General features: G+C 51.3%; 16 protein-coding genes. 1 reads left to right on the top strand and 15 read right to left on the bottom strand.

Features of this window, described 5'->3' with window-relative positions; genetic code table 11:
* Positions 1-19 precede the first annotated feature (19 nt).
* Complete coding sequence (locus TREAZ_RS08470; protein ID WP_015711417.1) at positions 20-1,300, top strand: PocR ligand-binding domain-containing protein; 1,281 nt, start codon at positions 20-22, stop codon at positions 1,298-1,300.
* Here TREAZ_RS08470 and TREAZ_RS08465 read toward each other — a convergent pair.
* The 15 genes from TREAZ_RS08465 to mutS form a co-directional block, all read right to left on the bottom strand.
* Positions 1,297-2,796, bottom strand: coding sequence for a HEAT repeat domain-containing protein (locus TREAZ_RS08465; RefSeq protein ID WP_015711416.1), 1,500 nt, complete (start codon positions 2,794-2,796; stop codon positions 1,297-1,299). The two genes, TREAZ_RS08470 and TREAZ_RS08465, sit on opposite strands and share 4 nt — an antisense overlap.
* On the bottom strand, positions 2,793-3,935 hold the full coding sequence (gene tgt / locus TREAZ_RS08460) for a tRNA guanosine(34) transglycosylase Tgt (protein ID WP_015711415.1): 1,143 nt from the start codon (positions 3,933-3,935) through the stop codon (positions 2,793-2,795). Before tgt ends, TREAZ_RS08465 begins: the two co-directional genes overlap by 4 nt.
* Before the next feature lie 11 nt (positions 3,936-3,946).
* Complete coding sequence (locus tag TREAZ_RS08455; RefSeq protein ID WP_015711414.1) at positions 3,947-5,011, bottom strand: LptF/LptG family permease; 1,065 nt, start codon at positions 5,009-5,011, stop codon at positions 3,947-3,949.
* Positions 5,008-6,294, bottom strand: coding sequence for an LptF/LptG family permease (locus TREAZ_RS08450; protein WP_015711413.1), 1,287 nt, complete (start codon positions 6,292-6,294; stop codon positions 5,008-5,010). The genes TREAZ_RS08455 and TREAZ_RS08450 overlap by 4 nt, the downstream gene beginning before the upstream one ends.
* A gap of 1 nt (position 6,295) precedes the next feature.
* The gene (dut, locus tag TREAZ_RS08445; protein WP_015711412.1) at positions 6,296-6,763 is read right to left on the bottom strand and encodes a dUTP diphosphatase; all 468 of its coding nucleotides are present in this window, start codon (positions 6,761-6,763) and stop codon (positions 6,296-6,298) included.
* A complete protein-coding gene (gene pnp, locus TREAZ_RS08440) occupies positions 6,763-8,934 on the bottom strand; it encodes a polyribonucleotide nucleotidyltransferase (protein WP_015711411.1) in 2,172 nt (723 codons plus the stop codon). Before pnp ends, dut begins: the two co-directional genes overlap by 1 nt.
* Positions 8,935-9,204 (bottom strand): 30S ribosomal protein S15, encoded by a 270-nt coding sequence (rpsO, locus tag TREAZ_RS08435; RefSeq protein WP_015711410.1) that lies wholly within the window; start codon positions 9,202-9,204, stop codon positions 8,935-8,937.
* A gap of 51 nt (positions 9,205-9,255) precedes the next feature.
* Positions 9,256-10,227 (bottom strand): tRNA pseudouridine(55) synthase TruB, encoded by a 972-nt coding sequence (gene truB, locus TREAZ_RS08430; RefSeq protein ID WP_015711409.1) that lies wholly within the window; start codon positions 10,225-10,227, stop codon positions 9,256-9,258.
* On the bottom strand, positions 10,211-10,573 hold the full coding sequence (gene rbfA / locus TREAZ_RS08425) for a 30S ribosome-binding factor RbfA (RefSeq protein ID WP_015711408.1): 363 nt from the start codon (positions 10,571-10,573) through the stop codon (positions 10,211-10,213). The genes truB and rbfA overlap by 17 nt, the downstream gene beginning before the upstream one ends.
* Positions 10,570-13,374, bottom strand: coding sequence for a translation initiation factor IF-2 (infB, locus tag TREAZ_RS08420; RefSeq protein WP_015711407.1), 2,805 nt, complete (start codon positions 13,372-13,374; stop codon positions 10,570-10,572). Before infB ends, rbfA begins: the two co-directional genes overlap by 4 nt.
* Positions 13,375-13,382: 8 nt before the next feature.
* Complete coding sequence (gene nusA, locus TREAZ_RS08415; protein WP_015711406.1) at positions 13,383-14,870, bottom strand: transcription termination factor NusA; 1,488 nt, start codon at positions 14,868-14,870, stop codon at positions 13,383-13,385.
* A 12-nt stretch (positions 14,871-14,882) separates the two neighbouring features.
* The gene (locus TREAZ_RS08410) at positions 14,883-15,380 is read right to left on the bottom strand and encodes an LSm family protein (protein ID WP_245535002.1); all 498 of its coding nucleotides are present in this window, start codon (positions 15,378-15,380) and stop codon (positions 14,883-14,885) included.
* Positions 15,381-15,509: 129 nt separating this feature from the next.
* Positions 15,510-17,585, bottom strand: a complete 2,076-nt coding sequence (locus tag TREAZ_RS08405) for a methyl-accepting chemotaxis protein (RefSeq protein WP_015711404.1) — start codon at positions 17,583-17,585, stop codon at positions 15,510-15,512.
* A 154-nt stretch (positions 17,586-17,739) separates the two neighbouring features.
* Entirely contained in the window at positions 17,740-18,498 is a 759-nt protein-coding gene (locus TREAZ_RS08400) for a ComFC family protein (RefSeq protein ID WP_015711403.1), read from the bottom strand.
* Positions 18,482-21,136: a DNA mismatch repair protein MutS gene (gene mutS, locus TREAZ_RS08395; protein ID WP_015711402.1), complete on the bottom strand. Its 2,655-nt coding sequence runs from the start codon at positions 21,134-21,136 to the stop codon at positions 18,482-18,484. Before mutS ends, TREAZ_RS08400 begins: the two co-directional genes overlap by 17 nt.
* Between the last annotated feature and the right edge of the window lie 38 nt (positions 21,137-21,174).

Raw genomic sequence — 21,174 nt, 5'->3', positions numbered from 1 at the left:
GTCCACGAAGCGGTAAATTGTGGCGCAACGAAAAGATTATTGGCATCTCCGGGAAATTCTCGATCTTGAAGAGTTTAAAAAGCTCTTCAGGAATTTCTCTGTAATTACCGGGCTTGATGTAGGGCTTTTTGACGGCGGCGGTTTTGAAATACTGGTAAACCGCAGGGAAAACTCCATTTGCAATGCCGCGAAAAACTGTTCCCATTGCAGGGAGAGTATATCCTATGGCGGCCTTATGTCTCAGGATCTTGGGGAGCCGTATATATGCTCCTGCGGTTGTGGGCTCATTATGTGCTTCCTTCCCATTATGTTCAAGGAAAGGCTTATAGGAAGCATAGCCTGCGGCCCTGCTCTGCTCTGGGATGCCGACGATGTGGCAATTTCCGAATTTAAAGAAAAGACCCGCCGTATGGAACTTGAAGTGGATGTTGAAAAGATTTTCAGCTCCATAATCTCATTGGATTGCATCAATATGACAAGCGCTGCCCAGATTCTTTATATTATTGTCAACAACCTTTCCTCCGAACATTCAGCTTATCTGGATCAAAGGGCTGTCATCACAGAGCAGCAGGCAAAAATTGCAGAACTCATTATAGAGAGCAAAAGCGTTTCCGCCGCAGAATTGGACAAGGAAAAAGATCCTGCCTATCCTTCTGAAAAAGAAAAAGAGCTTCTTACCTTTGCGCGTTCAGGAAGCCTGGATCAGTCCCGAAAGATTTTGAACAGCCTCCTGGGGGAAATATTCCTTTTTGCGGATGGCAAAATGGATACCATCAGGGTAAGGCTTTTTGAGCTTATTGCGTTTTTCTCAAGGGCCGCAGTGGAAACAGGCGCCCCGCTTTCAGAAATAAACCATATCACCGAAGGGGCTTTTGAAATTTTCAACGAGGCGACGGATTTTGAAAAACTCTGCTTTTTAACCCGCAGGGCAATGGAAGAATTCATAACCAGGGTTTTTAAAAAACACGGCCAAAAACAATTAAGCGATCATCTTACCCGGGCCATAAATTTTATTGAAACTCATTATAAGGATGATCTAACTCTTCAGAGAGTCGCGGATGCCATTTTTGTCAGCGCTTTTTATTTAAGTCATTTATTCAGGAATGAAATGGACACTACATTTTCCGATTATGTCTGCCGCCAGAGGATCAACAAGGCCAAGGATTTTCTTAAAAGCAATAAATTCATGCGCATCCAGGAAATAGCGGAAAAAACAGGTTTTAACGATCCCAATTATTTTGCCAAATCCTTTAAAAAACTGGTCGGCGTTACACCCAAAGAATACCGGGCTTTTTTTTAAAGCGCCTCGGGGCTTTGCCCTGCAGGGGGCTCCTGGGTTTGCGCCTGTGCCTGGGGGTCTGCGTCAAGGCCCAGTTTTTCCAAAGTCGCCCTGGCCTTTCGGGCAATGCTTGCATTGTTTTTCTTTTCGTCAAGAAGAATGCGCATCTCTGGCGCAAGGTCTTTGAATTCGTTGTTCAGTATCATGTCCAGGGCATAGGATTTTTCTATTACCGTGCCTGACGCAAGGAAGCGCTTCGCCAGGGCTTCAAGGGACGGCGCCTGGCCGGGGCCGAGAATTCGCAAAAAACCATTGTAAAGGGCAGTTTGTTTGCGGTTTTTCGAATCATCCAGCTCGACAATTACCTTGCCGGTATAATTCAAAGCGTCATTCTTAAGGAGCATTTCCCCTGCGAGTATGCGCACCCGATCCGAATTTTTCCGCTCCGCAAAAAGCGCATCCAGTATACCCATAGCCTCGCTGTTGCCTATGGATCCCAGGGCCCGTATGGCCTCGTCCTTGGCATTGGGGACATCATCATTTTCCGCGCGGAATTTAAGATACGGTACAGCGGCTTCGAGTTTGCGTTTTCCCGCAGCCTGGGCAGCCCCAATCCTCGTGCGGTAGTAGGAATCCCTGAAGCCCTCGAGTATGGCCTTGTCCGCTTCTTCCCCTTCAAAAGGCCCCAGGGCGGCTATTGCCGATGAACGCACATTCGGGTCCGCGGATGAGACTGCTTCGATTATCGCCGGCAAGCCCCCATGATCGCCTATCTTGGAAAGGGATTCCAGGGCGGCCATGCGAAGCACCGCCCGCTCTTCAGTATCTTTTATAAGATCTGACAGAAACGCTACTACCTCTTTTGAGCCGGTTTCTCCAAGGGCAACGATAATCTCCCTTTGATCTTCGTTGTTTGGATTTCTTTCGCTGTAATAATCCAGAAGGTACTTGGCGGTGTCGTCGGCGCCCTCCCCCCCCTTGCCTGCCCTGCCCAGGGCCCGGATGGCGGCATTAAGGAAACGGCTCTCGCCCGAGTTTATGAGGTTCTCCAAAGGCTCAATAGCCTCGTTGGATTTAACATGCCCCAGGTAATTGACTGCGGCCAAAACGGTCTCATTGGCTTCATCATCCCTTTCATCAATAATCCTGATGGCCCGCTCTTCCAGGCCCGGTTTTTCCATATCCCCAAAGAAAGCAAAAATCCCGGTAAGTATGGTTTTGTTTTTGGAGCTTTTTGTGAGGGTTATAAGCTCCGAATCGAGGGAACTGTCCTTGTTTGTCTTTAAAACCTGGATAAGATTTGCGATTTCTGTTTCTGTGCCATACCGGAGTATGCTGAGCTGTTTTTCGTCTGCCGCTGGCGGCGCCGGAATTGCCGGAGTTTGGAGGGCGGCCTCCTGGTCTGTCGGGGCTTGCTCCGGGGGCACTGCGGCAGCGCCTTCACCAGCCTCCTGCGAGATTGCCAGGGGGCACATGAGGACTATCAACAGCAAAACAAAGGACTTCCAAAATTTCAAATCTTTTCCTCGCTCTGTTCATAACGCCCAAGGAATTCCTTTTTGAATTCCAGGAAACGGTTTTCTCCTATAGCCCTGCGGGCCTTTAGCACAAGGTCGTTCAGGAAATAGAGGTTGTGATAGCTTGCCAGCATGGAGCAGAGTATCTCCTGCGCCTTAAAAAGGTGGCGCAGATAGGCCCTGGAATAGCTGCGGCAAACTTTGCAACCACACTCTTCATCTATCGGCGAAAAATTGAGGGTGTTTTCGGCTTTTTTTAGGGCAAAGCACCCTTTATGGGTAAAAACATGGCCGTTCCTGCCGGTACGGGTAGGAAACACGCAGTCAAACATGTCTATGCCGTTTTCTATAGCTCCCAAAATGTATTCCGGGGTACCTATGCCCATGACATAGCGGGGCTTTTCTTTTGGCAAAAGAGCAGCGGTATAATTCAAAAATTCGAGGAACAGCTCCTCGCTCTCGCCCACTGAAAGCCCTCCAATGGCAATACCGGGGCAATCGGCGTCTATAACCCGCTTGGCGCTTTCTTCCCGGAGCTCCTTGAAAAAATTCCCCTGGACTATGGGGAAAAACAAGCCCTTGTATTCACCTTTGGCCAATTCAGTTTCCCATGCTTGTTTAGCCCTGTTCATCCAGAGGGAAGTGGTCTCCAGGGCGCGTACCGCCTCTTTGCGTTCTACACCCCAAGGGGTGCAGACATCGAGCTGCATCTGTATATCGCTGCCGAAAAGGGCTTGAACTTCCACCACTTTTTCAGGGCTTAAAAAGTGATAAGATCCGTCTATGTGGGAACGGAATTTGACGCCTTCTTCAGTTATTTTGCGGAACGGCGCCAGGGAAAAAACCTGGAAGCCTCCCGAATCGGTGAGTATATTCCTGTCCCAGCCCATAAAATTGTGAAGACCGTTGGCCGCGCTTATCACTTCAGTACCGGGCCGCAGATAAAGATGGTAGGTATTGGAAAGCACAATGTCAAACCCGATTTCCTTAAGGTCTTCCCTCGTCAGAGCCTTGACTGTAGCATTGGTACCGACAGGCATAAACACCGGAGTCGATACTTTTCCATGGGGCAGATCCAAAGTGCCGGTACGGGCACTGCATGAGGAATCCTGCTGATCAATAGCAAAAATACTTCCCAAAAGCGTTTCCTTTATGTCTTTGCGGTTTTTAGCAGCAGCAGCCCTGCCCCAATGAAGATCATCACCGGGAACCATGCGCCTACTATGGGGGGTATATAGCCGAGCTTTGCCATCATCATGCTGATCATTTCCATTACATAGAACACCACTGCGGAAGAAAGGCTCGCCAGCAGAGTCATAAGGAGTATGTTTTTTTTGAACCTTCCCCCCATGGAAATGGACAGTATCATTACTACGAATGAGGCTGTGGGGAATGAAAAGCGGTGGTAATATTCGGACAAGGCTTCCGTGAAGGGGAGGCCTGCCTTTTGCAGATCCTTGACCAGGAGGCCCGCATCAGTGGCATGCAGATCTTCAACCTTCACCATATTGCGGCGGAAGGTGTCGGGGAGTTCACGGTATGTATCCACCTTTTCCAAAGGGCGGGAACGCAGAAGATCATTGCGCCATTCGTAAATAATGGGGCTGACAAGCTCCCAATGATCCTCTGCCCATGCTGCCCTGGGAGAACGAACCAGAGAAAGAAGATGCCCTTCTTCGTCCTGTTCTATAATGGAAATGCCATTGAGGATTATTGCGGTGCTGTCATAATAATCCACTGAATAAATAAGGAGGCCGTTTCTTGCCTTGATAACAATATCGGAATTATTCTCGGCACGCTGCTGGTGCAAAAGGGTGCGGGAAAGATCGTTTTTCATTTTCAGTGTCGGGATAACAACATGATCGTCAAAAAAAAACGAAAAGAAGGAAGCGATAAAACCAATGAGCAGCAAAGACATGGCAAAGCGCCAAAAAGGAATCCCCGAAGAAAAAATCGAGGTTAACTCATTCCTGCCGTAAAGATCGCCAAGCGTATAGGCGGAAGCAAAAAGCAGGGAAATCGGCAATGCATAGGAAAAACTTTTGGGCAGGTAGTAAAGGCTCACGGCAAGAATTTGCTTCGCAGGAACTTCGTAATTAAGATAACGCCAAAGGTTGGCAAAAAGATCTATCAAAGAAAGGAGAAGCACAAACATGGAAATCGCAACAATGAAAATGGGAATGAACTGCTTTATCAGATACCGGTCCAATATCATTTTCTGAGCCTCACTATGCACATGCAAAGCCCGATTCCCCCAGCAAGCATATTGGGCAGCCACATGGACCAGAAAGGCGAATAGCCGAGCCGTACACCCATGGTCTGGCCCCCCAGGAGCAGGGCCCAGTAAATTACCGCAATGATGAGGCCGAAAATGAACCCAACAGTCTGGCCGCTTTTTTTTGCCAATAATCCCAAGGGCACCGCAAGAAACACAAAAGAAAAGGCGCCGAAGGGTATGGAGAATTTCTTGTAATATTCAAGCCGGTAAATGAGAAGGCTCCTGTCGTTTTCAATGGCCCTGGCAGCCTGAAATTCCCTTGTATATGCGGTAAAATAATTTTCCCTTCTGTTCCATGCATCATTGGAAGGGCCTTTCCTGAGGCTGTCTTCAAGGCTCAAACCCTGTATCAGGGCTTTGCCGTAGCGATCATCAAGGCGTTCCCGCAAGTCCGCGTTCTTGACGCCAATCTCCCGCCGCACATCGACGGAGCTCATTTCCCTGGGGCCGATTGAAGATACGGCTTGTATCAAATCTTCCTGGGGTACCCAGTAACGGAGAAACCCCGACGAGGCGTAATCGTAATCATCCCGCATTATTTCTTTTGATGATTGAATAAAGGCTTCGTTCAAGTCGAGGCTCAAGCCTTCCTTGCCCGCGTCTTTCAGTTCAGCATTCTTTGCCATGATCACGCGGCGTTCGCCGTCGCTGGTACGGTCGAGGATCAGCACATTGTCTATGGCGCGCCCCGTAACAGGCCCTGTTACAATCACGGTATCACGAAAACGCTTAACCGAATTGGCTTCCAGTTCCAATGCCGGCGTGGATACCAATATCTGCCGGTAAAGGCGCGAAAACTGCACGGTCCCTGCGGGGAGAAGCACATCGTTGGTAAAAAAAGAAAGCATGGATATGACAATGCCCACTGCCAGAGCCGGAACAAAAATATTCCGGTATGAAAGGCCCGACGACATCATCACCAATACTTCGTTGTCCGAAGAAAGGCGGCCTATGGTCATAAGGGTTCCCACAAGGCAGGCAAAGGGGGCTGACATTGCAATAATCGAAGGGAGGGAATACACCACCAGCAATGCTACCTGAAAAAAAGGCACTTTTTTGGTGAGAATCTCCTGGGCCAGCAGAAGCAGCTGATTCACAAAAAAGATAAAAAAGAAAAAGAGGAAGGCTACGAGAAAGGAAAAAAGCGCATCCGCAACGATGTACCTGAATATAGTCCAGGAAATATTCCGGCCTATTACCGTAGGGGGTTTCGTTGGCATCCTATACTCCGGTAGAACCGAATCCCCCCTCCCCCCTCGAGGTTTCGGAAAGGGAAAAGGTTTCTTCTGTTTCAGCCTGTATAACCGGGGCAATGATAAGCTGGGCTATGCGGTCATTGTTTTTGACTGTAAAGGTTTCAGATCCAAGGTTTATTAAAATTATTTCTAATTCACCCCGGTAGTCGGAATCTATGGTTCCCGGGGAATTAAGCACCGTTATGCCTGCTTTGGCGGCAAGACCCGAGCGGGGCCTCACCTGGGCTTCGAAGCCAGGGGGAATTTCCATAAAAAGGCCTGTAGGGATCTTGGCCCTCCCCAGAGGGGAGAGGAAAATTTCTTTTTCGATAAAGGCCCGCAGATCCATGCCTGCGGCGCCTTGAGTTTCATATCGGGGAAGCGACACCTTGGGATCTTTTTTGCGGATCTTTACAAGCGGCCTTTCCCCTTTATGAAGCTCATCAAAAGGCATTAGCGCCTGGGCCTGTCGTTGTATCGCCCCTGGCTTCCGCCCTGGGGCCTGCTCTCGGTTTGTTCGGAACTGCCCTGGGGGTCTATGGCATCGATGTACGAAAGGTTGAGGCGGCCCATTCTGTCAATCTCAAGAAGCTTGACGGGAATCGAGTCCCCTTCTTTAACCACCTCCGTAACCAGGGCTACCCGCTGGCGTGAAAGTTTGGAAATATGCACCAGCCCTTCCTTGCCCGGGAGTATTTCGACAAAGGCGCCGAAGTCCATGATGCGCTTTACGGTACCGTTGTAGATCCTTCCCACTTCGGGATCCAGGACTATGCCCAGCACTGCGGCTTTTGCGTCCTCCGCATCCTTGGTGTTCTTGCCGAAGATGCTGACGGTGCCGTCGTCCTCGGTGTTGATCCTTACGCCGAACTGCTCGCAGAGGGCTTTGACATTCTTCCCACCCGGCCCGATGAGGGCGCCGATCTTATCGATGTCAATTCTCAGGGTAACGATCTTGGGCGCGTATTCGCTGATAGCTTCCACAGGCTTTGCAAGGGTGGCGTTCATTATCGAAAGGATATGGAGCCTTCCCCGCTTTGCCTGATCCAGGGCCTTCCTCATGATCTCAGGCGATACCCCTGCGATCTTGATGTCCATCTGGAAGCCGGTGATGCCGTCTTCGGTTCCCGCGACTTTGAAGTCCATGTCGCCCAGGTGATCTTCTTCACCAAGGATGTCCGAGAGCACCGCGAAACGGTCGCCGGGTCCGCCCTTCCCCTCTGTGATGAGGCCCATGGCAATGCCTGCCACAGGCTTCTTCATGGGGACGCCGGCGTGGAGCATGGAGAGGGTTCCGCCGCAGACCGAGGCCATGGAGGATGAACCATTGGATTCCATGATTTCCGAAACCACCCGGATAGTGTAAGGGAATACGTCCTTGCCGGGGATCATGGCTTCGAGGGAGCGGCGGGCAAGATTGCCGTGGCCTATTTCCCTGCGGCCCGTACCCATGCGTCCAACTTCGCCCACCGAATAGGGGGGGAAGTTGTAGTGGAGTATGAAATGTTCCCGCTTGTCCCCATCAATGTCGTCAAAGATCTGCTCGTCAAAAACAGTGCCCAGAGTGGTAACTGCCAGAGCCTGAGTTTCGCCCCGGGTAAAGAGAGCCGAACCGTGGGTACGGGCAAGTATGCCCACTTCACAGTTGATGGGCCTTATGTCTTCGGTACCCCTTCCGTCTACACGCTTTCCCTTGTCCAGGATAGTGGAACGGAGGATTTCGTACTGCATATCCTCAAAAAGGGCGTCGAACAGCTTTTTCTGGTTTTCGTCTTCGAGCTGGGCGGCATATTGGGAGGCAATGTCTGTTTTGACCGCCTTGATGCCGTCATGGCGCTCGCCCTTGGTAGGCAGGAAACAGGCTGCTTCAAGCCGTGGATAGGCCGCGGAACGTATGGCGTCTTTGTTGTCCAAGGTGAATGAAACCGTGGTAAGGGGCAGCTTGGGCTTGCCCGCCAGTTCCCTGAGTTTATTCTGGAGATCGCAAAGCTCGATGATCATGGCGTGGGCTTTTTCGAGGGCGGCGATCATGAGATCTTCGCTTACCTCGTTGGCACCGCCTTCTACCATGGTGATACCGTCTTTAGTACCGGCAACCATGATTTCGAGGGTGGATTTTTCAATCTGCTCGTATGTGGGGTTTACCACAAGTTCCCCGTCAACCGAACAGACCCGCACGCCCGCGATGGGCCCGCCAAAGGGAATGTCCGAAATGTGCACAGCCGCCGACGAGGCGATGATGGAAAGTATGTCCGGAGGGTTCACCTGATCCGTTGAAAGCGTGGTAGGCACTACCTGAATCTCACGACCGAAAGCCTTGTCAAAGAGGGGCCTCATGGGCCGGTCGATGAGACGGGAGACCAGAATCTCCTTGTCTTTGGGGCGGCTTTCGCGCTTGATAAACCCGCCGGGGATCTTCCCTGCGGCGTAATACTTTTCGTTGTAATCCACCGTGAGGGGCACATAGTCGAGGCCCTCCACTGCGTCTGATGAGGAGCAGGCCGTGGCAATAACCGCAGACCCTGCGTACTGTGCGAATACAGACCCATTGGCCTGTTTCGCGATTCTGCCGGTTTCGAGGATCAACTCCTGGCCAGCAATTTGGAATGTTACTTTTTGAATCATTTATTTGCGGAGTCCCAGTTCTTTGATCAAGCTGCGGTATTTCTCCAAATTGGTGCGCTGAATGTATTTCAGCATCCGGCGGCGCTGACCGACCAGGATCAATAAGCCCCGTTGGCTGGACTTATCCTTTTTGAACTGCTTGCAATGCTCGGTGAGCTGATTGATACGCTCGGTGAGCAGGGCAATTTGGACCTCTGAGGTGCCGGTGTCTTTTTCATTCTTACCGAACTTTCCGACGATAGAGGTTACTTCTTCTTTGTTTAAAGCCATTTATATTACTCCTAAATTTCATCTATCAGTTTACTGAAATTTTCAAAAAAGTCAATCAGGAATGTTGCAGCCCTTGTCTGCCGCAAATACACGGTTGTATTTCCACTTGCCGTCTTTGCATTCGATTATTGCCGCAAGTTCATCATTATAGGATTCGTCGTTATAAAATACAGCGGAAACATTTGGTATGAATGGCCTGCCCTCAGGGGGTTGGCGATCATCACCGGCAGCGGGAAGGTCCAGATACTTTTTATAAAGCCCGAACACTTGAGAAAATACTTTACCATGTATGATATTTTGCACATCCGAGATGTCCACAAAGAAAAGCTCCATGTTCAAGGCATTAAAAATGGTAGGACTCAAGGGTTTTAAAGCTGAATTGAGGTTTTCAGCGTTCGCCGCGTCCTGAAGTTTGAACCCCCCAATCCTTGTGCGGCAAAGCGAAGCAAGATGCCCCCTGCTCCCCGCAGCCAGGGCAATGTCCCTGGCCAATGAACGTATGTAGGTTCCTGCAGAGCATCGCACCTTCAAACCCGCTAATGGAGGGTCCCAGGAACTAAGCTCAATTTCGTATACTGTCACAGGGCGTTTCTTCATTTCGACCTGCCGGCCGGAGCGGGCAATTTCATGGGCCCTCACGCCATCTACATGGATGGCAGAATACAAAGGCGGCGCCTGCAATATCTCTCCCCGGAAATTCTCGAGAGCCTTTTCCACTGCCTCCCTCGAAGGGAGAGGCCCCTTCCCTACAACTTCCCCTTCGGGATCAAGGGTTGCGGTTTCTACGCCAAACCTGATTACCGCCTCGTATTCTTTATCGCAAAAAGAAAACCAGGGGGCAATCTTGAGGGCTTTCCCGATTAAAACTATGAGGAGACCTGACGCGAATTTATCAAGGGTTCCGGTGTGGCCTACTTTGCGGGTGTTAAAGGCGCGTTTTACTGCGAAAAGGGATTCAAAGGAGGTAAGGCCGGGGTTTTTATTGAGCAGCAGGACGCCTGATCTGTCACTGGCCTTCGGCATGTCCGTGATTGAGATCCTCTATCTTTTTTACGATTTCAAAACCTTCTTTGATGCTCAGGTCATCGTGGAAGCGGAGCCTGGGGGTCTGCCTGAGCTTCATCAAAGATGCGAGCTGGGACTGTATAAAGCCTGCCGCGCTCTGGAGGCCTTCAACCCCTTTGGCAAGGTTGGCCTCGGGTTTAAAGGTTGAAATGTACACTTCCGCCCAAGCCAGGTCCCTGGATACAGAAACCCTGGTTACAGATAAAAAGGGGTTCACCCTGGGGTCTTTGATTCTGCCTTCTACAATGAGGGCGCCGATCTTTTCCTGCATCAGGCGCCCTATGCGTTCAGTCCTGTTTGTCAACTCGACAGCTTCCTTGCGACTTCAATCATCTCGAATATTTCAAACTGATCCCCTGTCTGCACATCATCGAAGCCGTTTACGCCGATGCCGCATTCATAACCGGAGGCAACTTCGCGGACATCGTCCTTGAAGCGGCGGAGGGAACCGATTTTGCCGGTGTGGATCACAATGCCCTCCCGTATGACGTTGAGGGATGCGCTGCGCTTGACCGTGCCGGTAAGGACATAACAGCCTGCGATGGTGCCGAACTTGGGGGTCTTGAAGGTATCCCGCACTTCCACAGTGGCGATGACTTCTTCCTTGGTGTCAGGCTTGAGCATGCCTTCCATGGCCTGCTGAATTTCTTCAACAGCCTTGTAGATGATATTGTACTTCCTGACATCAACCTTTTCCTGCTCTGCAAGCATTTTAGCCTTGGGAACAGGGCGTACATTGAAGCCTATGATGATAGCGTTGGAAGCAATGGCCAAGTCCACATCGCCTTCGTTGATTGCTCCGGGCAGAGCCTGGATAACATGGAGCCGGACTTCCTTGTTGGACAGTTTTTCGAGGCTCTGCTTGAGGGCTTCTGCTGACCCCTGCACATCGGACTTGATGATGACCTTGAGCTCCTGAATAGCCCCGTCGCTGATGGTGTCGTAGAGGTTGTCCAGGGTGATCTTTTTGATGTTTTTGGCATCTTCAAAACGTTTGAGTTCCTGGCGTTTTGCCGAAATACCCCGGGCAGTTTTTTCGTCATCCACCACCTGGAGGGGATCCCCTGCATTGGGTATACCTTCAAAGCCCAGGACTTCTATGGGCATAGAGGGTGTAGCTTCTTCAACCTTGTCCCCTTTATCGGTAAAGAGGGCCCGCACCTTTCCGGGCCAGATGCCCGCGACAAAGGAGTCGCCTATGCGGACAGTGCCCCTTTCAATCATGACAGTGGCAACAATGCCTCGGCCATGGTCAATTCTGGATTCAAGCACTTTGCCTTCCGCGCTGCGGTCATAATTGGCCTTAAGATCCAGAATCTCCGCCTGAAGGATTATGGCATCAATGAGCTTGTCGATGCCCTCTTTTTTAAGCGCCGACACTTCCACGAACATGGTTGTTCCGCCCCAGTCTTCGGGCATGAGGCCAAGGTCTGAAAGCTGGCTCTTTACTCTGTCGGGGTTGGCCTCGGGTTTGTCGATTTTGTTCACCGCCACAATGATGGGAACTTCGGCTTCCTTTGCGTGATTAATGGCTTCGATGGTCTGGGGCATGACGCCGTCGTCTGCCGCCACCACGAGGACGACAATGTCCGTTACCTGGGCGCCTCTTGCCCTCATGCGGGTAAAGGCTTCATGGCCCGGGGTGTCAAGGAAGGTGATCTTCCCGTTGGGGGTCTCTACGGTGTAAGCGCCTATATGCTGGGTGATGCCGCCGAATTCCCCCGAGACAACGTCGGCGCTGCGTATGGCATCCAGCAGCTTGGTCTTGCCGTGGTCAACGTGGCCCATGACCGTTACCACAGGCGGCCTCGGTTTCAGGGCCGCACCTTCGTCAGAGGCCGACTCGATGAGGGTTTCATCGTACAGGGAAACGATTTTAACATCAGCGCCATATTCCGCCGCAAGTATGCTGGCTGTTTCGGCGTCTATCTGCTGGTTTATGGTTACCATCTGGCCCAGGCTCATCAGCTTGTGAATAAGATCCGAAGCCTTGAGGTTCATCTTGCGGGCCAGTTCCGAAACTGAAACCACTTCCATAATTTCTATGGATTTGGGTATGGGGTTGGCAATCTGGGTAATCTTCTTCTTGGTCTGGAGGAGCTTTTCCTCCATCTCATGTTCTTTTTCCTTCCGGGTATAGGCAGGCTTCTTGGCCTTAAAGGTCTTTTTCGCCGGCCCTTTTCCCTCGGGCAAGGGAGGGGCGGATGAAGGACCGCCCGGCCGACCTCCGGGTCTTCCCGGACCGCCAGGCCTGGGGCCGAAACCCGGCCGACCTCCGGGGCCGCCCGGTCCTCCGGGTCTTCCCGGACCGCCCGGCCTGGGACCGAAGCCCGGCCGACCTCCAGGGCCGCCCGGTCCTCCGGGTCTTCCCGGACCGCCAGAACTGCCAGGCCCGTTGAATTGCCTTGGGCCGCTCCCGCCAGGACGCGAATCAGTATGGGGGGGAAAACCGCCTCCCCCGACAGGCCTTCCGCCGACCCTTCCTGCAGAGCTTTGGGGCCTTTGCTGGAACGGGGAAGGCGACGATGATGTGGTATTTGAAGTATGGCGAGGAGGTTCATCCCTGTTCGGCCTGGGGCCGACAAATTTGCCCCCAACCCTGCCTGCAGCAGCAACCGGGCGCTGGGTAATGGGGAATGAGGGGACATCTTCTTTTGCCGGCTTTCCAGCAGGGGCCTTTGCCGGAGCCTCGGCAGAAGGCGCCGCAGGAATTTCCGAATCGGTCTTGCGTTCCGCCGTGGCGGCCTCGGCCTGGGCAGGCACTTCGGCTTTTTTAGTCGCCTCTTCAGCGGCGTTTCCCTCATGGGGCTTCGCCGATGTTTCCGCCGGGGATTTCCCCTGCAGCTCTGAAGGGGGCTTCGCCGGAATTCCCGCAGGGAGCTTTACCGGAATCTCTGCTGGATGGGTAGCCACTACCTTGGGCTGGACTTTTTTGGGAGGAGCAGCCTGGGCAGCAGGGACCGGCTTTTTCTTGATCACAATTACCTTGCGGCCATGTTCCTGAGCCGGTTTTGCTTCTGCAGAAACAGGGGCTTCGTGTTCAGTGGAGGCTTTTTTTATAAGCTCTGCCTTGGGTTTTTGCGTGTTCTCGTTTTCCTCAGCCATATTCTTCCTTATTCATCCTGGTATTCAAAGCTCAGGCCAATTCCGCAGTTCGGACAGCTGGTCATGTCTATTGTTATCTTTGCGCCGCATTCGGGGCATTCATACTCTTCCGCTTCTTCTTCGGCAACCGCTTCTTGTTCTTCCTCGGCAGCTTCAGATCCGGCTTCGCCTGTATCAGCCTCGTATTCTTCATCGCCCTCTTCAACTATCTCGACATATTCCTCGATGAGTTTGCGCAGGGTTTCAAGCTGGCTCGGGGAAACGGCAGTGATGCCGCCAAGATCCTCTTCGGAGAGGGCCAGGAAGTCTTCGATAAAGTCGATATTGTTGTCCAGGAGGGCCTGGGCAACCTGGGTATCCACCCCGGGGAGTTCCGAGATCCTCGAAAATTCCTCATCGTAATTGTCTTCGTCCCCAAAGAGCTTGGAAACCGCCCGCCTTGATTCGGCAGCAATATCCATCTCTTCGAACTGGGCATCGGTCTTGACATCGATGTTCCAGTCCACCAGGCGATTGGCAAGGCGCACATTAAGGCCCTGCTTGCCTATGGCCAGGGAAAGCTGGGAATCGTTCACCACCGCAAGGGCTTGATGCTTGGCTTCGTCAAGAATAATAACATCCCGCACTTCGGCAGGGGAAAGGGCATTTTTTATGAACTTCCTGGGGTCCGGATCGTATTTGAGTATATCGATCTTTTCGCCCTCAAGCTCTTTGATGATGGCAAGGATGCGCACGCCTTTAAGGCCTACGCAGGCGCCTACAGGGTCAACATCGTCGCGGTTGGAATAAACCGCAAGCTTCGTGCGATAGCCAGCCTCGCGGACAATCTTGTGGATTTCCACGGTTTTATCGTAAATTTCAGGCACTTCAAGCTCAAAAATGGCCCGCACGAAATCGGTATGGGTACGGGAAAGCACCACCTGAAGCCCTGTAGGGGTTGAGGCCACTTCGGTAATGAGGGCCTTGATGCGGTCGTTCACATGGTAGGTTTCCCGGGGGGACTGGAACTTTTTAGGCAGTATGCCTTCTATCTTGCCCAAATCCACATAGATAGTCCCGTTCCGTTCCCGCTGGTAATAGCCTATGACAATCTCATTGAGCTTATCCTTGTACTCAGAATAAAGGGTATCCTTTTGGATTTCCCGTATAGACTGATGGGCGGTCTGTTTGGCGCTCTGGACCGAACTGCGGTCAAATTCCTTTGGGTCTACCTCTATGAGCAGTTCGTCCCCGATTTCGGCATCAGGATTAAGCTCCCTGGCCTCCTCAAGGTCAATCTCCGAAACAGGATCGTAGACCCCGTCCACGATCTGCTTCTTGGCGTAGATTGAAACTTCCATGTCATCGCTGAACCGGACCACCGCGTTTTCGGCGTTCCCGTACTTGCGTTTATATGCCGCCAGGAGGGTACTTTCGATAGTCCTGAAGATTAATTCCTCAGACATACCCCGATCCTGAATCAGCTGGCGAATTGCTTCCGACATATCCGTTGCCACCGGCTTGTCCTCCTATGCTTCTACAGAATGGTCCAGTTTTGCCTTGGCGATTATCTCGTATTCAAGGCTCGCTTCCCCATTCAAAGTTTTTAATACTATACCTTTATCATCGGACGATAGAAGTATGCCTCCTGTCCAGTCCGAAATATCAGTCCTGTAACACCTGACGCCCCGTCCCTCAAAGTGGGCAAATTCACTGCCGTCCTTGATGAGCCGGTCAATCCCCGGAGACGATACCTCAAGGTACACATCCAGGCCCGGAAAAGCCAGTTCAAGCCTGGGCATCACGGCCTTGTGCGCTTTGGAACAATCGTCTATCCCAATGGCCCCGGCCCTGTAAACCACAGCCTTTACCTGAATGCTTCCTTTGGAAGCACCACTACCCTTATGCCTTGAAACCGCAAGCTCGATCAATGCCATTCCAAGGCCCTTTACCACAGGTTCCAGGGTATCGTATATCTGGCCTGCGCTATCTTTAGCATCCTTTACCCTTGGGGTAAACTTCATCATCTTCCTCGTCCCTGAACACGGGTGCAACAAAAAAGGGTCTCTCTCGAGGGACCCTTTTATCAAAGAATCATCAATTGTCTATAACTACAATAGACGAAAGCGGAAATGTTGTCAAGTCTGCAAACGGCATTATGCTATTTTAAACCTGGACACTTCCTTGGAAAGAATAGCAATATTGTCCCTGTTTTCACCGCTGATATTGTTGACCTGGTTGACCGCGCTGTTTATCTGATCCGCGCCGGTAGCCATTTCGTTCATGCCGTTGGTTATTTCCTGGGTTGCCATTTCCAGGTTTCTGCCCTCGGTAATGACCTGGCGGCTGCCCTCAAGCATCTCTGCGGAACCATCCTTAACCTGCCGGGTGATCTCGTTCAAACGTGCCACCGCTTCCAGTATCTGCTGGCTACCCTTGCCCTGTTCCTCCATGGAATTGCGGATATTCTCTTCCTGTTGGGACACAGTCCTGACGCCGCCGTCTATGGCCTCGAACTTTAGGAGGACGTTATCGGTGGACTTGGAAATTTTGTCGATAGATTCTTTTATCTTTTTGAGAACGGTGGAAATGGTTTTTGACTGTTCGCTTGAAGATTCCGCAAGCTTGCGGATTTCATCGGCCACAACCGCAAAGCCCTTTCCCGCCTCTCCGGCGTGGGCCGCTTCGATGGCGGCGTTCATGGACAGGAGGTTGGTCTGGCTTGCGATGTTTTCCATTACGCCGTTGATTTCCAGAAGGCCTTCGGATTCCCGGGCAATCTCCTGAATATTCGCAGCCACCTCCTGCAATCCCGAGCGCCCCACTTCGGATGCGCCTGCCAGGTTATTCACATTATCGATGTTCTTTATCAAGGTCTGGGTAACGGATTCGACATTTGCAAGCATCTCCTCGATAGCCGATGAAGACTGGGCCACGCTTTCAGTCTGCCTGTCTATATTGCTGTTGAGTTTGGCGATATTCCCGGTGATCTGTTCCATGGTCGCGTTGGTCTCGGTAACCGAAGCGCTCTGGTTCAGCACCCTGCCCTTGATGCTCTGGATATTCGCGGTAACCTGGTTGATGGCGGCGGCCGTTTCCGTCATGTTGGAAGCAAGCTGGCCCCCTATGTCGGACAGGACGCCGGCCTGGCGATTAATGGACAAGGCCATATTCCTAATCTGGTCCACCGTATTATTCACGTACTCTTCGAGCTTCCCCATTTCATCTTTGGAAGTTATTTCAAGTTTTTTGGTTAAATCCCCCTCGCCCAGGGCTTTAAGGCCGCCCATGACATAGTTCACCGGCTTGCTTATGGATCGGGCAATAAGAATAGCAATAACGATTCCTATAAGCAGGAAACCCGCTACCAGGATAATGGTAATATTCCTGAGCCTGTTGACATCATGCATGAGGATGGAATTATCCACTGCATTGGCAAGAGTTATGGAGAAACCCGGCACCGGAGTATATACGCAGGTATTTTTCTTCCCTTTATAATCGTATTCGACTGTTCCTTGTTTTTGGGATAGCATGATTTGCATGGCGTCGGCCATGGACCTTACGGAGGGGTCTTTTTTTACCGCTTCTATGGGATTGAATTGACTTATCACCAGTTCGTCATCGTCATGGGCAATAAAGGTTCCTGTTTCGTCAAAGAGATAAGCATGCATATTTGAATCATACTTTCCTATGCTTAGCGTAATATTGCTTAGCGTATCGATGCTCTTTCGTACCATGAGCACACCCACAACCTCATTGTGATACTCATTCTTATAAACCGGCGCGACATAGATAACTACCATCTGGTTAATGGTTTTGCTGAGCACCACAGCGGCCTCCTGCTCCCCTTTAAGGGCTTTTTGCATATAAGCCCTTTCACTCAGGTTTGTAGTGGGATCATCGTTAAAATAATGGGCAATCCCGTCCATATCCACAAAGGCCATAGCCATGTAACCCAGGCGTTTGATATCCGGCGTCAGAGAGCTTTTCTGGGTTTCGAAGACCAGGCTTTGAGTCCGTGTACGGTTAGCCAATTCCTGCAGGGTATCAAGTTCGGAATGAATGGTTGTGGAGACCAGATCCGCGCCAAGCTTTGCTTCGGTAGTCAGGGTATTGAGCATATGCTTTTCTACAATCCCTGTAGAAATGGTCAAGGAAATGAACCCCAAACTAGCTGACACTATGAGCACCAAAAGACCCACCAGGAGTGAGATACGTTTAGAAATAGTCATTCGAAATATCCTCCAAGATATCAAAAATATGTACTATTTGGGAGGTTTTGGAAAGAGGGATAAAAGAAGAGTTTAATCACACACAAAGGACACGAAGACAAAAAGGAAGAGCTTGGTTACACCTTGAATATTGGCCTGGTTTACGTGGGTTGCATCAATCATAAAAAAGGCAAATTCCGTAAACCTTCTCAGTTCCCGATTCCTTGAGGGCCGCCGCGCAGGCGTCCATGGTGGACCCTGTGGTGATCACATCGTCAAAGAGCACGGCGGTTTTCGGAACCTTCCCCTTAACCACGATACGACCTTTAAGATTGCTTTTTCGGGTTTCCCTGTCCAGTTTTTTTTGGGTTTCCGAAGGAAGCCGCTTGAGGCAGCGCTCCACTTTGAGGCTGCCTGCTTCCCCTTCCCTTTTTTTCAAAAACCGTGCCAGGTACTCGATCTGATCCCATCCTGTTTTGCGCAGTTTTCCGGGCCGGGGCGGAACAGGAACCAGCTCCGGGTTTTCACTTTCGCTAATGGAAAGCATCGCCAGGGCCTCGTACACCTTATCCGCAAAGAAGCGGCCCAGAGAGAGGCGTTTTCCGAATTTGTAGGAACCCAGGAGTTTTAGGTAACTTCCGGAATTTCCAGCGAAGTCTCCCCCGGAATATGGGTAAAGACTTATAAGTTTGTCATAAGCGGGGAGAGTCTCTGCTGCCGCAAGCTCCCTGCATGCAAGGCAGGTTCCCTGTTCCGAAATGAGGGGCCTCCCGCATAAGGAACACCGCTCCGTTTTTTCAATTTTAAAGCTCCTTCTGCAGTCGCCGCAGAGCCCGTACCAGGCGTCCTCCTTATCCAGCAGCATGGAACCGCATACAGCGCAGCCCGAGGGGAAGAGGTATTCCAGGATTAACGATTTAAATTTCTGTATCAAAGAGTGAAGGCCCTCCGGATTCATCTTTTATTAGGGAACGGCGTTTGACGAAGTTTTCACCCGGGACTGAAACGGATTTTTTCCATTCGTGGATGAGGTTAAGAGCCTCCAGGGGGGTCAGGGAATCGGGATCAAGCTTTGCGAGCTTGGAAAGGAATTTCGCTTCCCTTTCCGAAGGAACCTTGGATTCTTTTTTTTCGTGGGGGGGTATTTGCGCTTTGATCGGATTTGCTGCTTCAAGTGTTTCCAGAATTTCTCCTGCCCTTTCCAGGACTGTTTCGGGGAGGCCCGCAAGACGCGCCGCATGGAGACCGTAGGAATTGGAAGTGGAGCCTTCTTTGAGTTTTCTGAGAAAGACAATCTCCCCGTTGTTGTCAGATACTTCCATGGATCTGTTGGACATGCGGGGATGGGAGATTTGCGAAAGCTCATGGTAATGGGTGGCAAAAAGAGTTCTGCATTTAATTCTGTCCAGCAGATCCTCGCACACTGCCCAGGCTATGGAAAGGCCGTCATTGGTGCCTGTTCCCCTTCCTATTTCGTCCATGATGACAAGGCTTTTTTCTGTGGCAGTATGAAGTATATATGCGGTCTCGTTCATTTCCACAAGGAAGGTGGATTCGCCCCTGGCCAGGCTGTCGGAAGCCCCTACCCTGCAGTAGATGCGGTCGCACATACCGATAATGGCTTCCTCTGCGGGAACAAAACTACCGGCCTGGGCCATAATAACGGTAAGGGCCGCCTGCCTTAAATAGGTGGATTTCCCCGCCATATTGGGGCCTGTGATGAGGGCAAAGGCGATCCCTGCTTCGTCGAGGATCACATCGTTGGGAATAAATTCCCCCCTGGGGAGATGGGCCTCCACCACGGGGTGGCGGCCTTCGATTATGCGGAGGCGGTTTTCGTTATCCACGATGGGCCTTGCCCAGCCATGTATAGTGCTGGCCCGCGCAAGGGATTGGGCAGCATCAAGCTCCGCGATATACCGGCCTGCGCTGCCAAGGCTTTCCAGGCAAGACTTGGCCTGTTCCCGTATTTCCAGGAACAGCTTTTTTTCCAGTTCGATTATTTTGTCAGAGGCGCCGTTTATTTCGGATTCAAGCTCGCCAAGGCGGTTTGTAGTATACCGTTCCCCTGTGGCCATGCCCTGGCGGCGGATAAAATGTCCCGGCACTTTTGATAGATGGTTCTTGTTTACCTCGAAGTAATAGCCAATAAGCCTGTTGTACCGTATTTTAAGGCTTGCAATCCCGGTGAGGCCTTTTTCCTCTTCCAAATATGTTTCAAGTGTTTTTCTGCCGTTGTCCCTCAATTCCCGCAGCCTGTCAAGCTCAGGGTCAAAACCTTCCTGAATTAATTTTCCTTCTGTAAGAAGTATGGAAGGATCTTCAGCCAGCCCCTTTTCAAGGAGCTTTTTCAATTCCCCAAGAAGCACCAGGGCTTGGGAATTTTTTTCCCCTGCCAACAGGGCAGCTTCAGGGCTTTCGAATTGAAAATCAAAGACGCGGCTTTCCTGGTAAATCAACCCAAAAGAATTCAGGGCGTTTTTCACCGCCGCCATATCTTTGCCGTGGGCCTTGTCCATTGCGATGCGTGAGCAAAGGCGTTCGAGATCCGGGGTTTTGGCAAGCATATCCCTAAAGCAGCCTAGCTTTTCCTGGTTATGGTACAGTTTTTCCACCATGCCGAGCCGGGCATTTATCTTCGCCGCGTCCCGAAGGGGGTGAAGAATGCGACCCTTAAGGAGGCGGCGGCCCATAGCGGTGCGGGTATGATCCATTACCTCAAGGAGGGTAAAATGGTTTTCCCCATCCTGCAGGTTCCGGATCAATTCAAGGTTGCGCTGGGTAGCTTCGTCAATGCCGACAAATTCAGAATCGTCATACACAGCAATAGCGCGCACATGGGGGATTAAAGTCTTGGCAGTGTCGTCGAGGTAATCCAGGAGTGCCCCGGCAGAAATTATCTCGGGGGCATTTTCGCCAAGCCCAAAACCTTTGAGGCTTGCGGAGCCGAATTGCTTGTTAAGCCGTTCCCTGCTTCTCTCTTTGTCAAAGAGCCAGTCGGCCCAGCGGTTTAGCACCAATCCTGTGCGTTCGTCAATTGCATCCTTGATTGGCTTGTACTCTTCCAGAAGGGATTCCTGGATGATCATTTCTTTTACATCAAGGCGTTCAAGTTCACCTCTGAGCAATTCTGCCGCGTTTTCAGAGGGAAAAGAAGTAGCGTAAAAATCCCCGATAGAAAGATCTATGTACGCAAAGGATAACGATTCTTTTGAAAGCGCCAGGCAGGCGAGATAATTGGAACTTCCCCTGTCAAGGTAATCCTCGTCAATGGTGGTGCCCGGCGTGATGATCTCCACCACCTGGCGTTCTATAAGGCCATTGCCAGGCTCTGAGATCTGTTCGCAAATAGCGACTTTTTTGCCCAGCCTCATAAGCCGGGCTATGTAGGAACGGGCTGCGTGGTAAGGGACTCCGCACATGGGCTGGCCTGTGCGGCTCGTGAGGGTAAGGTTCAAGAGGGAGGAGACTTCGACTGCGTCTTCCTGGAACATCTCATAAAAATCGCCCAGCCGGAAAAAAAGGACTTCCCCCTGATGATCCCTCTTGATCCGCCTGTACTGATCCAGCATGGGGCTGGTTTCTGAAGAGCTCGTAGCCGCCTCAAAGA

This window comes from Leadbettera azotonutricia ZAS-9 (assembly GCF_000214355.1).
In the GTDB taxonomy this organism is placed as follows: domain Bacteria; phylum Spirochaetota; class Spirochaetia; order Treponematales; family Breznakiellaceae; genus Leadbettera; species Leadbettera azotonutricia.
The sequence above is the reverse complement of the archived record's forward strand: the minus strand, read 5'-3'. Positions and strand labels throughout refer to the sequence as shown.